Source organism: Phycicoccus sp. Soil802 (genome assembly GCF_001429605.1).
Lineage (GTDB): Bacteria > Actinomycetota > Actinomycetes > Actinomycetales > Dermatophilaceae > Pedococcus.
The window spans coordinates 1-12,663 of the sequence record NZ_LMSS01000003.1; the positions used below are offsets into that span (position 1 = coordinate 1).

Sequence of the window (12,663 nt, forward strand, 5' to 3'; positions counted from 1 at the left end):
CCCGACTCGTGCAGCGAGATGGTGAGGCTATGCCTCAGAGAGCGAACGCAGGGCCGCGCTGCCAGCATGGATCCACGAGTACAACCACCACCGACCCCACACCGCCTGCGGGAACAAGCCACCCATCACCCGCTTGACCAACCTCTCCGGTCAGTACAGCTAGGTCAGCAGGCCGAGTTCGACCGCCTCGACTTCGGGAAGCTGGGTGCCGACGGCAAGCCCGCGATCCCGGTCGACGCCCACGTGGCGCTCGCGCACGAGAGCCGGCTGAACGGCATACGCATCCTGCGCCGTGGCTACAACTTCACCGACGGCTCGGACGGAGTCGGGCACCTCGACGCAGGGCTGTTCTTCATCGGCTTCATGCGCGACGCCCACCAGCAGTTCGTGCCGATGCAGCGGTCACTGGCGGCCAAGGACGGTCTCAACGAGTACATCGAGCACACCGGCTCGGCGATCTTCGCCTGCCCGCCGGGACTGGGGCCTGACGAGCACTGGGGTCAGACGCTCTTCTCCTGAGCGGCGCGATGGCGGTACCACTGGTAGGCGAGGACGGCGCAGACCAGGCCGTTGAGCATGCCGGCCAGCACGTCGGAGATGTGGTGGGCGCCGCGGTAGAGCCGGGCGATCCCCACGAGGAACGGGATGACGGCGCACGCGGTCATGAGCAGCCGCCGCAGCCAGGGCCGCTCGATGCTGGCCGAGGCCATCATCAACAGCGAGAAGTAGAGGGCCGTCGCCGCGCCCGTGTGCCCACTCGGGTAGCTCGAGGTCGGGGGTGAGGCGTCCATCGGGATCGCCGGCGGGCGCTGTCGCCCGACCACCAGGGTCAGGAACAGGAAGATGGTCGCCTGCAACGAGATCGCGATGAGCGGCACCACGGACCAGCGCCACTCTCGGGTGCGCCACCAGATGATCGCGACGGCGATGAGGCAGACCCCGATCACGACCTCGGTGTTGCCGAACCGCGAGAAGACCCAGCTGATCGGGTCCCAGAAGTCGGTGCGGTTCCGGTTGAACGCGTCGGTGACCTTGTCCTCCGCGTCGTCCACGGCGTCGAGCGGACCGTTGAGGAGCAGGCCGAGGCCGGCGAGCACCCCGAAGAGGACTACGCCGGGTGCGACGGCCCTGACGAGGAGGTCGCTGACGTCTTGCCGATGAATCCGAGCCATGAGGAGAACGTAATGCCCACGCCGAGGACATAGCCCGCCAACACGTCGGACGGGAAGTGCACACCGAGAAAGATCCGGTCCAGGCCCACGACCAGCGCAAACACCGCTGCGAGCACGACCGAGACCCGGTGGCCGAGGGTGGACAGCAGCGGCCAGAGCAGGAAGACGACCACGGTGACGACGACCGCGACGTTGAACGCGTGCCCCGACGGGAACGAGAAACCGGGTGAGTGCGAGATCGGGTCCTCGACCACCGGCCGGGCCCGGTGGACCAGGACCTTGGCCAGCAGGCCGACGTTCCACGCGACCATCATGGTGACGAACGCCCACAGGGCCCGGCTGCGCAGGTCCTTGGCGAGCCAGGCCCACAGGCACAGCCCGGTGGCCAGGAGGTAGAGCAGGAACGGCTGGCTGATCCCCTGGAGCGCGACCAGCGTGTCGCCGATGCCGTGCTCGCGGGTGAAGTCCGTCGCGCTCCGGATCAGGTCGTTGTCGAGCCGGATCAGCGGGTCGAACTTCTGCCGCACCGCGAACCCGAGCAGCAGCACGGGCACCACGAACAGCACCATCGCCACCGCCCCACGCGCCAGCCGCGCGGCGCGGGACACCGCGGGTGACGCGGTCCCGACGGCCATCAGTCGACCGACCCCACCCGCACGACGAGGGCTCCGGGGACCACCTCGGCGGAGATGGCGCGGGCCTTGCCGAGGGTGTCGCCGTCGATCTGGACCTCCTGCGGGCGGTCGGCGCGGATCTTCATCGAGGGACTCGTGTAGTGGTCGACGATCTGGTGCCCCTTGCGCTTGCGCGTGGCCAGGCGGGCCGCGACGGCGGCCCAGCCGGCGACGCCCTTGGGGGAGAGGATGACCATGTCGAGCTGGCCGTCGTCGACCTCGGCCTCGGGCATGAGGACCAGGCCACCGAGCAGCTTGCCGCAGTTGCCGATGACCACGGTGCGCGCGCGGCGGCTGAACTCCTCCTGCTCCTCGACCTTGACCCGCACCTTGAACTGCGGGCCGCGCAGGTTGCGGGTGCCGGAGACGACGTATGCCGCGGGGCCGACCTTGGCCTTCAGCTTCTCCGGGGCGTCGGCCATGATCGCCGCGTCGAAGCCGAGCCCGGCCATGACGAGGAAGACGTGCTCGGCGGGGGTCTGGTCCTCCCCGGAGGTGTCCATGGTCAGGCGCCCGACGTCGACGCGCTTGTTCTGACCGGTCAGGGCCACCCGGAGCGCGTCGTCCAGGTCGTCGACCGGGAGGTCGAGGTTGCGGGCGAGCAGGTTGCCGGTGCCACCGGGCAGCAGCCCCATCGGCACCTCGCTGCCGACCATCGCCTCCGCGACCGCGCGCACCGTGCCGTCACCGCCGAGGGGGCAGACCAGGTCGACGCCCTTGTCGAGGGCCTGCTTGGCCTGGCCGGTGCCGGGGTCGCGCTCGGTGGTGAGGATGAAGAGGGGCTCGGCCCAGCCGTGCTTGGCCGACTGCTCGGTGATCCGCCGGCGCACCGCCGCCACGTCGTCGAACTTCGTGGGGTTGACGATGATCGCGGCGCGACGGGTGGGGGAGTCGGACACGGTGCCCTCCGGGCGGAAGTCGTTGCGGTGCGGGCGGCGCCCCCACCGGCGGCCACGGTGGGCACCTCCGACGGTGCGCACGCGCATCCCGGCCCACCCGGCGATGCCGAGGGCGAGGATGACGACGAGCACGATCGCCCCGAGGGCGACCCAGCCGGAATGTTCGCGAAGCACGGGCCGACGCTACCCCACGGCAGCGGTGGCATCCGCACAGGTCAGAGCGCCTGCCCGGTGCCCAGGCTCCCGGCCAATTGGCCGATTCCGTGGGTCGGTCGGCCGCTTCGGCCGCTGGCTTTCGGGCAATTGGCCGAAAGTTGTGGGTGAGTGGCGCCGCTGCCCCTCGGCGGGCGGGGCGTCGCCACCTACCGTGGTCGCCATGGCCGACCAGCACGCAGAACCCGGCGACCCGATCGTCCCGGACACCAAGGACTGGACCTGGACCCTCCAGCGCCCGTGCCCCGACTGCGGGTTCGACGCCCGCACGGTGGCAGCGGCGGAGATCGCCGCGACCACCCTCGCGTCGACGGCGCCCTGGGCTGCGGTGCTCGCCAGGCCGGACGCCGCGCAGCGCCCGGCGCCGGACGTGTGGTCACCCCTGGAGTACGCCTGCCACGTGCGCGACGTCTGCCTCGTCTTCGACGGCCGGCTCAGGCTGATCCTCGACGAGGACGGACCGCGGTTCGCCAACTGGGACCAGGACGAGACGGCGGTGGCGGACCGCTACGGCGAGCAGGACCCGGCGGTGGTCGGCCCCCAGCTGCAGGAGGCGGCCGCCGTGGTGGCGGACCGGTTCGCCGGGGTGCGCGCCGACCAGTGGGGCCGCACCGGTCTGCGCAGCGACGGGTCCGAGTTCACCGTGCTGTCGCTGGGGCAGTACTTCCTGCACGACCTCGCGCACCACCTGGTGGACGTCCGCGCCTGACTGGTGCAGGCGGCATACCCGCGGCCGGTCAGGCTTTGTGAGGATGTCCCGTCAGCGCCGCGGCGCCGCCCATGACGAGGAAGATGCTCCCCGACACGTACTTCTGCCGCCGGACCGCGCGCGGGTGCCGGGCCAGCCACTGGCCGATCGACCCCGCACTGAGCGCGTAGACGCTGTCGAAGACCGCGCCGATCGCGACGAAGATCGCACCCAGCACCAGCACCTGCGACCAGATCGGCCCGGACTCGCGGTGCAGGAACTGCGGGAAGAACGCGACGAAGAAGACCGCCGTCTTGGGGTTGGAGATGCCCACGAGGAAGGCGTCACCGAAGGCGCGCCGGGAGTGCGTGACGGGCGCGCGGTCGAGGGCGAAGTGCCCCTTGCTGCGGAACTCCCTGATCGCCAACCAGACGAGGTATGCCGCGCCGGCGTACTTCACGATCGAGAAGGCCAGGACCGAGGAGCTGATCACCGCGGACAGGCCGAACGCCGTCGCGACCACCATCACCGCTGTCGCGGTCTCGATGCCGGCCATCGAGGCGACGGCCAGCCGGCGGCTGCCCTGGCCGATGCCCCGCGAGATGAGGAACAGCATCGCCGGACCGGGCAGCAGGATGAGGGCGGTCGCCGCGAGGGCGAACGACGCGAGGGTGGGCGTGGACGGCATACCGCAAGGATCGCGTCCCGAAACCCTCCCGGGCAACGTGTTTCAGGGGCTGGTCAGCGGGTCGGTCAGACCGCGAGGTGGCGGCGGGTGAGGGCGGCCGCCTGCTCCACGACGTCGATGCCCTGTCCCTGGCTGGGGTGCCGCTGGCTGAGGATCGCCAGCCGCAGGTCGAGCGAGCTGCTGGTGATCCGGCCGATGCTGTTGATGATCCAGCGCTTGCCGAGGGTCGTCCGGGGCAGCCAGCCGTTCTTGAGGCAGACCCGCTCGGTGCCGTGGGCCGCCGCGCTGACCCCCCATTTCTGCTCGGCGACCACGTCCTCCATGAGGTCGAGCAGCACGGTCCCCGAGTGAGCGTCGAGCGGCGAGGAGCTCGTCCCCGCCCCGCTGATCGCACCCACCAACCGCAGCTGGTCGCGGGCCGAGGTGCGGGTCAGCCCCCAGCTGTAGTCGAAGCACTGGGTGCTGCGCAGCCCGAAGCGCTGGTTGGCGGCCGACATCCCCGACGCCAGGCCGACCTGGCGGAAGAGGGTCCACGCCGACTCGTGGTCGCTGCGCCGGATCATCGCGTCGGCGACGGCGAGCTGGCTCGACGACGGACGCGCGCCCCGGTCCTGCAGCTGGAGCAGCAGGGTGGCCAGGATGTCGGCCTTGGCGATGCTCGCCGTCTCGATCGTGGTGTCGGCGCCCCACGTGAAGCTGCGCCCCGACCGTCGCTCGGTGGCGGCGATGCCGAGGTCCACGCCGTACCTGCGGGACAACGCCGACAGCTCCTCGCGCAGGTCGTCGAGGCTGGCCGCGGCGCGGGTGGGCCTGCTGGGGGCCCGGGTCGTGGTGGCCTTGGACGTCGGGGTGGCTGTCGTGGTGGTGGCCGTCGTGGGGCTGGTGCTCGTCGGCGTCGTGGTGCCGGAGGTGACCGCCCCGGTCGCCGCCGGCGGGTTCCCGGCGGCCGGCTCCCCGGCGCAGGCCGCGGCGACGCCGAGGGGCGCCACCGTCAGCAGGTACCGCCGCGTGAGCATGCAGGCATTGTGACCTGCGACCGCGCCCAGTGGCCGCTTCATCGCTCGATAGGCTGACCCGGTGATCGACATCAAGCTCCTGCGTGAGGACCCCGACCGCGTCCGCGCCAGCCAGCGCGCCCGTGGTGAGGACGAGGGGATCGTCGACGCGATCCTCGCTGCCGAGCAGACGCACCGCTCCTCCCTCACCGAGTTCGAGCAGCTGCGGGCGCAGCAGAAGTCGATGGGCAAGCAGGTCGCGCAGGCCCAGGGTGACCAGAAGCAGGCCCTGCTCGCCCAGACCAAGGACCTGTCCGCCCGGGTCAAGCAGCTGCAGGCCGATGCCGACACCGCGCAGGCCGAGCTCGGCGGGCTGATCCGCCAGATCGGCAACATCGTCGAGGAGGGCGTCCCGACCGGTGGCGAGGACGACTACACGGTGCTCGAGACCGTGGGGTCGGTGCCGGAGTTCGACTTCGAGCCGCGCGACCACCTCGCGCTCGGGGAGGCGCTGGCCGCCATCGACATGGAGCGCGGCGCCAAGGTCGGCGGCTCGCGCTTCTACTTCCTCACCGGGGTCGGTGCCCGGCTCGAGCTCGCGCTGCTCAACATGGGCATCGCGCAGGCCGTCGAGCACGGGTTCACTCCGATGATCACGCCCACGCTGGTCAAGACCGACGTGATGGCCGGGGCCGGGTTCATCGACAAGCACGCCGACGAGGTCTACCGCCTCGAGGCCGACGACCTGTTCCTCACCGGCACCTCCGAGGTGGCGCTCGCGGGCTACCACGCCGACGAGATCCTCGACCTGTCCGCGGGACCGAAGCGGTATGCCGGGTGGTCGGCCTGCTACCGCCGTGAGGCCGGGTCGCACGGCAAGGACACCCGCGGCATCATCCGGGTCCACCAGTTCCACAAGGTCGAGATGTTCACCTACTGCCGGGTCGAGGACGCGGCTGCCGAGCACCAGCGGCTGCTGGGCTGGGAGAAGGAGATGCTGGCCAAGATCGAGGTGCCCTACCGCATCATCGACACGGCGGCCGGCGACCTCGGTGGCCCGGCGGCGCGCAAGTTCGACTGCGAGGCGTGGGTCCCGACCCAGGGCCGCTACCGCGAGCTCACCTCCACCTCCAACTGCACGACCTACCAGGCCCGGCGGCTCAACACCCGCGAGCGCGACCCGAACGGCCAGGGCACCCGCGCCGTCGCCACGCTCAACGGCACCCTCGCGACGACCCGGTGGATGGTGGCCATCCTCGAGAACCACCAACAGGCCGACGGCTCGGTCATCGTGCCCAAGGCGCTGCAGCCGTTCCTGGGCCTCGAGGTCCTCAAGCCGGTCTGACCGAACACGGGTAGCGTCGGTGAGGTGAGCGATCGCCAGCTGCCCAAGTGGTCCGAGCTCAAGCCGCTGCTGCGACCCAAGCCGGTCGAGCTCAACGCGAAGAAGCGACGGCTGGCGGCGGCGCTCACGATCGCCGACCTGCGGGAGGTGGCCAGGCGCCGCACCCCGCGGTCGGTGTTCGACTACACGGACGGCGCGGCCGAGTCGGAGCTGAGCCTCCAGCGCGCCCGGGCGACCTTCCGCGACCTGACCTTCCAGCCCTCGGTGCTGCAGGACGTCGGCGACATCGACACCACCACGACCGTCCTGGGGAAGCCGTCGGCCCAACCGTTCGGGTTCGGGCCGACGGGCTTCACCCGGATGATGCACCACGAGGGCGAGCGCGCCGTGGTCCGCGTGGCCGAGCGGGTCGGTATCCCCTACGGCCTCTCGACCCTCGGCACCACCGACGTCGAGGGCCTGGCCGCGGCGTCGCCGGGTGCGCGCAAGTGGTTCCAGCTCTACGTCTGGCGCGACCACGGTCCGGCCGAGGACCTGATGGCCCGGGCGAAGGCGGCCGGCTTCGAGGCACTCATCCTCACCGTCGACGTGCCGGTGGCGGGCGTGCGGCTGCGCGATGTGCGCAACGGCTTCAACATCCCGCCCGCGCTCTCGGCCCGGACCGTGCTCGACGGGGCGATGCACCCGAGCTGGTGGGTCAACTTCCTCACCACCGAGCCACTGCGGTTCGCCAGCCTCGACCGCTGGGACGGCACCGTCGCCGAGATGATGAACGCGCTCTTCGACCCGACCATGACACTGAAGGACCTCGACTGGGTGCGCACCACCTGGGACGGCCCACTCATCGTCAAGGGCATCCAGACCGTCGACGACGCACGGCGGATGTTCGAGGCCGGCGCCGACGCGATCGTGCTGTCGAACCACGGCGGACGGCAGCTCGACAAGGCGCCGGTGCCGGTCCGCCTGGTGCCCGACGTGCGCGACGCGCTCGGCGACGGGCCGGAGGTGATGGTCGACACCGGGGTGATGTCGGGGTCGGACGTCGTCGCCGCCATGGCCCTCGGCGCCAGTTCGGTGCTCGTCGGTCGCGCCTACCTCTACGGCCTGATGGCCGGTGGCGAAGCCGGGGTCGAGCGCGCCGCCCAGATCCTCAGCACCGAGGTCCGCCGCACGATGGCACTGCTCGGCGCGCGTCGCATCGCGGACCTCGGTCCACAGCACGTCCGGCTTCCCTAGGCTCGTCCCATGAACCCCGGGCTCGCGGCATGACACGTCCCCAGAAGGCGTGGTCCCAGGCGGGTACGCCCCACCTCGTCGCGCTCGACGTCGACGGCACGACGATCAACCACGCCGGCGAGCTGTCACCCGCCGTGCGCGACGTCGTGCACGACGTGCTCGCGGCCGGTCACCACGTGATCATCGCCACCGGACGGTCGATCGTGGCGACGACCACCATCATGGCCGAGCTCGGCATCGAGAGCGGGTATGCCGTGTGCTCCAACGGGGCGGTGACGATCGAGCTGGACGCCAGGGAGGACAACGGTTTCCGCATCATCGACGCAGTCACGTTCGACCCTGCTCCCGCCCTCAACCTGCTCCGCCACGAGTGGCCGGATGCGGTCGTCGCGGTGGAGGAGCTGGGGGTCGGGTTCAAGCTGAGCGCGCCGTTCCCCGACGGCGAGCTCCAGGGCGAGCTGCGGGTCGTGCCGTGGGACGAGCTGGTCGCCGACCCGGTGACGCGCGTGACCTTCCGCGCGCCGAACGGCACCGCGGAGGACTTCCTCGCGCTCACCGAACGGATCGGCCTGCACGGCGTGAACTACGCGGTCGGCTTCTCGGCCTGGCTCGACCTCAACCCCGAAGGCGTGTCCAAGGGTTCGGCCCTGGAGCTCCTGCGCCGCCGGCTGGAGGTCGAGCCGCAGTACACCCTCGCCGTCGGCGACCAGCGCAACGACGTGGAGATGTTGCACTGGGCGGCGCGCGGAGTGGCGATGGGCAACGCGCCCGACTCGGTGAAGGAGGTCGCCGACGAGGTGACCCTCACGGTCGACGAGGACGGTCTGGTGCCGGTGCTCCGCTCCCTGCTGTGACCACGCGGCCGGCAGGGCTCTGGCTGACCCGGTAGCCGGTGATCCAGTCCTGCGCCCGGTCGGTCACCAGGTGCCGGAAGACGACCCGCAGCATCGCCTCCATCGGCACCCGACCGATCCTGCCCGGGATCTTGGAGCTGCTCGAGCGGGCGCCGACGGCGACCACCTTCTCCGCTCTCCTGCGGCGAGCGGCGACGAAGGAGTCGTATGCCGCGGGCACCCCGGTGCCGTGGGACGCGGCCGTGGCGAGGCAGCCGGCGAGCACGACGGCGTCCTCCAGGGCGAGCGACACCCCTTGGCCCGAGCTGGGCGACGGCGCGTGCGCGGCGTCCCCGACCAGCACGAGGCGGCCGCGGTGCCAGGTCGCCACGTGGCCGAGGTCGTAGGTGTTGTCGCCGGCCAGCTCCAGCTCTCCCGACTCGATCAGCGCCCGGGCCGGTCCCGCGTCATCGGCGACCAGGTCCGCGAGCCGGGCTCGCCACTGGTCCAGCGAGGTGTCGGCGCGCTGCGTCCGGCTGATCTGCGCCTCGGGCACGTTCACGAACCACACCACGTCGTCGGTCGGGGTGCGGTGGAGCCCGACGAAGGCGTGCCGGCCGAAGGTGAACTGCCAGCCGTCGCCGGGCAGGTCCTGCGCGAGGTCGGTGTTGCGGGTGATGCCGCCGAAGTTGGTCAGCCCGACGTAGCGCGCCGCAGGGGCCCCTGGGTCGACCGCGGTCCGGACTGCCGAGTGCACGCCTGATGCCCCCACGAGCAGGTCGCCCTCGACCGTGTTCCCGTCCTCGAGGACGGCGACCGCACGCTGCCCTTCGGTGCGCACGGAGGTGACCTTGGCGGCATACCTGACCTCGATGCCGCGCCGCGCGGCCTCGTCCATCAGCGCGCGGGTGAGGTGGGGCCGCTTCATCGTGAGCGCGGGCGTGCCGTCGGCCAAGGGGGTGCCGAGAGTGATCGAGCCGAGCCGCCGCCCCGTCGCCCCCAGCATGGTGTTGCGGCGCGAGGGGAAGCCGAGGTCCCGCACGAGGTCGAGGCAGCCGATCGCGGCCAGGGCGTCGAGGCCGTTGGGCGCGATGGTGAGGTAGGAGCCCGCCTCCGTGGCGGCGCGGTCCCGGGCCTCGAGGACGACGGCCTCGATGCCGACTTGCTGGAGGGCCATGGCGGTGGCGGGTCCGGCCACTCCACCTCCGACGACGACAGCCTTCACGGTGATAACCTTTCTTACGACAATCGGATAGTTCGATAATCGAAAGGATTGCACGCGTGGCGCGGACCCGTCAAGCAGCCATCGAGCAGGCCGGCAGGGCGATGCAGCGCTACCAGCGCAGCGTCCAGTCGTTCGACGACGCGGTGGGCCGGGCGCTCGGGCTCGGTCCGGCCGACATGCGGTGCCTCGACATCCTCAGCGAAGGCCCCCGCACGGCCGGTGAGCTGAGCGCCGCGACCGGGCTGCGGCCGGCAGCCACCACGGCGCTCATCGACCGGCTCGTGGTCAAGGGGTTCGTCCAGCGGCAGCCGAGCGAGACCGACCGGCGGCAGGTCCTGGTGGCGATGACCGAGGAGGGGGCCCGACGCACCTGGGAGGCGTACGGTCCGATGGTCACCGAGGGTCAGCAGGCCTTCGCGTCGTTCACCATCGCCGAGCTGGACCGGCTGCGCGACCTGCTCGACGGGTTCACCGAGCTGACCGCGCGGCACCGCGCGCGCGTCGAAGGGTCAGCGTGACTGGAGCGCGTCCAGCGCGACCGCCATGCCCAGACCGACCCGCCAGTCGAGCTGCCACCCGTTGCTCGCCTGGGGCATGTGGATGTCGTAGCGGTCGCGCAGGCTCCGCTTGCGCTCCGACGACAGGACGATGCTGCCGTCCGCGGTGGTGAAGTCGAAGTGGAAGAGGAACGGCAGCGGGATGTCTCCGACGACCGGGATGAAGTCCCAGACCCGGCGCAGGATCGCGATGTTCTGGTTGCGCTCGGTGCCGAACGCCTCAAGCCCGTCCGGGGTGCCCAGGTGCCAGGACGAGCGCAGCAGCGACTTGCCGAAGTCCTTGCGGAACCACCCGATCGGCGCCCCGGTCGCGTCGAAGACGTCGTAGGTGGCGCCGAGGTCCATCCGGGTGCGGGCCTTGAACGAGAAGACCGGCTGGGTGCGCGCCTCGTCCGCGTAGAACGTGACCTGCTCCTTGAACGCCATCCGCTTCTGCTGGGCGACCGCGATCACCGGCCCCTCGACCCCGGACGCGTCGACCGCCCGGATCTCGTAGCGGTTGACCATCATCGTGATCTTCTGGCTCAGCGAGTAGCGCTCGGTGACAGCGGGTTGGCTCATGGCGGACAGTGTGCCGCATGGCCCAGCAGTGACTGACAGACTGGCCACGCCATGGCTGACCTGATCATCACCTCGCCGTCGAACCCGCGCCTCAAGGCGCTCGCCGCGCTGCGCCGGCGGCGTACCCGTGAGGAGACCGGCCGCACGCTGATCGAGGGGTTCGAGGAGCTCAGCCTCGCGCTGGGGGCCGGGGTGCTCCCCGAGGCGCTCTACTACTGCCCCGAGCTGATGCTCGACCCGACGAGCCAGGAGCGGGTGGTCGACGAGGTGCGTCGCGACGGGGTGGAGACCGTGCAGGTGTCGCGGACCGCGTTCGAGCGGGCCGCGTACCGCGAGGGGCCGGACGGGTTCATCGCCGTGGTGCCCTCGGTCGTGCGGTCGTGCAGCGAGCTGACCGTCGGGCCGAGCGCCCTGACCGTCCTCTGCCAGGGCGTGGAGAAGCCGGGCAACCTCGGGGCCATGCTGCGCACCGCCGATGCGGCCGGTGCCGAGGCGGTGGTCGCGGCCGACCCGGTCACCGACTGGGGCAACCCGAACCTCGTCCGCGCCTCCAAGGGGACCGTCTTCAGCGTGCCGGTCGCGAGCGACTCGACGGCCGACACCCTCGTCTGGCTGGATGCGCACGGCATCGCCCTCGTCGCCACCACCCCGGACACCGACCTGCTGCACACCGACGTCGACTACACCGGCCCGGTGGCCATCGCGGTGGGGGCCGAGAAGTACGGGCTGACGGACGAGGTGCTGGCGCACGCGGCATACAAGGTGCGGATCCCGATGGTGGGCAAGGCGAACTCGCTCAACGTGGCCACCTCCGCCGCCATCGTGATCTACGAGGCGGTGCGTCAGCGGGGAGCCGCCGCCCCCGCCCCGGCTCACTGAAGCCTCACTGACCACACCCGTGTCAGGAGCACTCCCTGACGTATGTCACGATGTCGGGTATGCGAGTTGACCACGTTTCGTATGCGGCAGAGCACGACGGACTGCAGGCGACCGCGGAGCGCCTCGCCAAGCTGATCGGGGTCGACCCGGTCGATGGGGGCATCCACCCGCGGTTCGGCACGCGCAACGTGATCCTCCCGTTGGCGCACGAGCGCTACGTCGAGGTCGTCGAGGTGCTCGACCACCCGGCGTCCGACAAGGCGCCGTTCGGGCAGGCCGTCCGCGCCCGGTCCGAGGCCGGCGGCGGCTGGCTCGGCTGGTGCGTCGCCGTCGACGACCTCACGCCACTTGAGACCCGCATCGGTCGGGAAGCGGTCCCCGGCAACCGGTACCGTCCCGACGGCGTCGAGCTGCGCTGGCGCCAGCTGGGCATCAAGGGGCTGATGTCCGACCCGCAGCTGCCCTACTTCGTGCAGTGGGAGGACGCCTCGCTGCACCCGTCGACCGCGGCCATGACGACGGTCACGATCGACAGCCTGCAGATCGCCGGCGACCCGGCCCGGGTGCGTGACTGGCTGGGCCTGCCGCCCGACGAGACCTCTTCGGTCATCGACTTCACCTTCGTCGCCCCGCGCGGCACCCCCGGTCTGCTCGCGGTCACCTTCGACACCCCCGACGGCAAGGTCACCATCTGACCC

Annotated in this window: 15 protein-coding genes and 1 pseudogene; 9 read left to right on the forward strand and 7 right to left on the reverse strand. The window is 71.3% G+C overall.

Annotated features, from left to right (window positions below):
• Positions 1 to 28: 28 nt before the first annotated feature.
• Together ASG91_RS21150 and ASG91_RS20125 are read left to right on the forward strand one after the other, a co-directional pair.
• Positions 29 to 163 (forward strand): annotated as a pseudogene (locus tag ASG91_RS21150) (integrase core domain-containing protein); the annotation flags it as partial.
• Positions 164 to 201: 38 nt separating this feature from the next.
• Positions 202 to 519: a hypothetical protein gene (locus ASG91_RS20125; protein WP_371262040.1), complete on the forward strand. Its 318-nt coding sequence runs from the start codon at positions 202 to 204 to the stop codon at positions 517 to 519.
• On the opposite strand, the gene ASG91_RS06520 is transcribed toward ASG91_RS20125, so the two are convergent.
• Genes ASG91_RS06520 through ASG91_RS06530 form a run of 3 tightly spaced genes read right to left on the reverse strand, consistent with a single transcriptional unit; the run spans position 501 to position 2,919 of the window.
• Positions 501 to 1,172 (reverse strand): phosphatase PAP2 family protein, encoded by a 672-nt coding sequence (locus ASG91_RS06520; RefSeq protein WP_056921846.1) that lies wholly within the window; start codon positions 1,170 to 1,172, stop codon positions 501 to 503. The genes ASG91_RS20125 and ASG91_RS06520 overlap by 19 nt on opposite strands.
• Complete coding sequence (locus ASG91_RS06525; RefSeq protein WP_056921847.1) at positions 1,109 to 1,807, reverse strand: phosphatase PAP2 family protein; 699 nt, start codon at positions 1,805 to 1,807, stop codon at positions 1,109 to 1,111. The genes ASG91_RS06520 and ASG91_RS06525 overlap by 64 nt, the downstream gene beginning before the upstream one ends.
• Positions 1,807 to 2,919, reverse strand: coding sequence for a diacylglycerol kinase family protein (locus ASG91_RS06530; protein WP_235543231.1), 1,113 nt, complete (start codon positions 2,917 to 2,919; stop codon positions 1,807 to 1,809). Before ASG91_RS06530 ends, ASG91_RS06525 begins: the two co-directional genes overlap by 1 nt.
• A 202-nt stretch (positions 2,920 to 3,121) precedes the next feature.
• On the opposite strand from ASG91_RS06530, the gene ASG91_RS06535 reads away from it, so the two are divergent.
• Positions 3,122 to 3,667 carry a DinB family protein gene (locus tag ASG91_RS06535; protein WP_056921848.1) on the forward strand — a complete coding sequence of 182 codons (546 nt, stop codon included), beginning with the start codon at positions 3,122 to 3,124 and terminating at the stop codon, positions 3,665 to 3,667.
• Positions 3,668 to 3,695: 28 nt separating this feature from the next.
• Here ASG91_RS06535 and ASG91_RS06540 read toward each other — a convergent pair whose 3' ends face one another.
• Both ASG91_RS06540 and ASG91_RS06545 read right to left on the reverse strand, forming a co-directional pair.
• Entirely contained in the window at positions 3,696 to 4,334 is a 639-nt protein-coding gene (locus tag ASG91_RS06540; protein ID WP_056921849.1) for a LysE family translocator, read from the reverse strand.
• Positions 4,335 to 4,399: 65 nt separating this feature from the next.
• Complete coding sequence (locus tag ASG91_RS06545) at positions 4,400 to 5,350, reverse strand: hypothetical protein (protein WP_157606163.1); 951 nt, start codon at positions 5,348 to 5,350, stop codon at positions 4,400 to 4,402.
• A gap of 61 nt (positions 5,351 to 5,411) precedes the next feature.
• Between ASG91_RS06545 and serS the strand changes: the two genes are divergently transcribed.
• From serS to ASG91_RS06565, 3 genes are read left to right on the forward strand one after another with little or no spacing between them, the layout of a single operon-like run.
• Complete coding sequence (gene serS, locus ASG91_RS06555; protein WP_056921852.1) at positions 5,412 to 6,674, forward strand: serine--tRNA ligase; 1,263 nt, start codon at positions 5,412 to 5,414, stop codon at positions 6,672 to 6,674.
• Between the two features lie 24 nt (positions 6,675 to 6,698).
• Positions 6,699 to 7,910: an alpha-hydroxy acid oxidase gene (locus tag ASG91_RS06560; protein WP_056921853.1), complete on the forward strand. Its 1,212-nt coding sequence runs from the start codon at positions 6,699 to 6,701 to the stop codon at positions 7,908 to 7,910.
• A gap of 29 nt (positions 7,911 to 7,939) precedes the next feature.
• Positions 7,940 to 8,764 (forward strand): HAD family hydrolase, encoded by an 825-nt coding sequence (locus tag ASG91_RS06565; protein ID WP_056921854.1) that lies wholly within the window; start codon positions 7,940 to 7,942, stop codon positions 8,762 to 8,764.
• Here the strand turns inward: ASG91_RS06565 and ASG91_RS06570 are convergent.
• Entirely contained in the window at positions 8,715 to 9,968 is a 1,254-nt protein-coding gene (locus ASG91_RS06570; protein ID WP_082593975.1) for an NAD(P)/FAD-dependent oxidoreductase, read from the reverse strand. The two genes, ASG91_RS06565 and ASG91_RS06570, sit on opposite strands and share 50 nt — an antisense overlap.
• 56 nt (positions 9,969 to 10,024) lie before the next feature.
• On the opposite strand from ASG91_RS06570, the gene ASG91_RS06575 reads away from it, so the two are divergent.
• Complete coding sequence (locus ASG91_RS06575; RefSeq protein ID WP_056921855.1) at positions 10,025 to 10,486, forward strand: MarR family winged helix-turn-helix transcriptional regulator; 462 nt, start codon at positions 10,025 to 10,027, stop codon at positions 10,484 to 10,486.
• Here the strand turns inward: ASG91_RS06575 and ASG91_RS06580 are convergent.
• Positions 10,478 to 11,086 carry a hypothetical protein gene (locus ASG91_RS06580; protein ID WP_056921856.1) on the reverse strand — a complete coding sequence of 203 codons (609 nt, stop codon included), beginning with the start codon at positions 11,084 to 11,086 and terminating at the stop codon, positions 10,478 to 10,480. The genes ASG91_RS06575 and ASG91_RS06580 overlap by 9 nt on opposite strands.
• 51 nt (positions 11,087 to 11,137) lie before the next feature.
• On the opposite strand from ASG91_RS06580, the gene ASG91_RS06585 reads away from it, so the two are divergent.
• Both ASG91_RS06585 and ASG91_RS06590 read left to right on the forward strand, forming a co-directional pair.
• A complete protein-coding gene (locus ASG91_RS06585) occupies positions 11,138 to 11,965 on the forward strand; it encodes an RNA methyltransferase (RefSeq protein ID WP_056921857.1) in 828 nt (275 codons plus the stop codon).
• A 59-nt stretch (positions 11,966 to 12,024) separates the two neighbouring features.
• The gene (locus ASG91_RS06590) at positions 12,025 to 12,660 is read left to right on the forward strand and encodes a VOC family protein (RefSeq protein WP_056921858.1); all 636 of its coding nucleotides are present in this window, start codon (positions 12,025 to 12,027) and stop codon (positions 12,658 to 12,660) included.
• Positions 12,661 to 12,663: the final 3 nt, after the last annotated feature.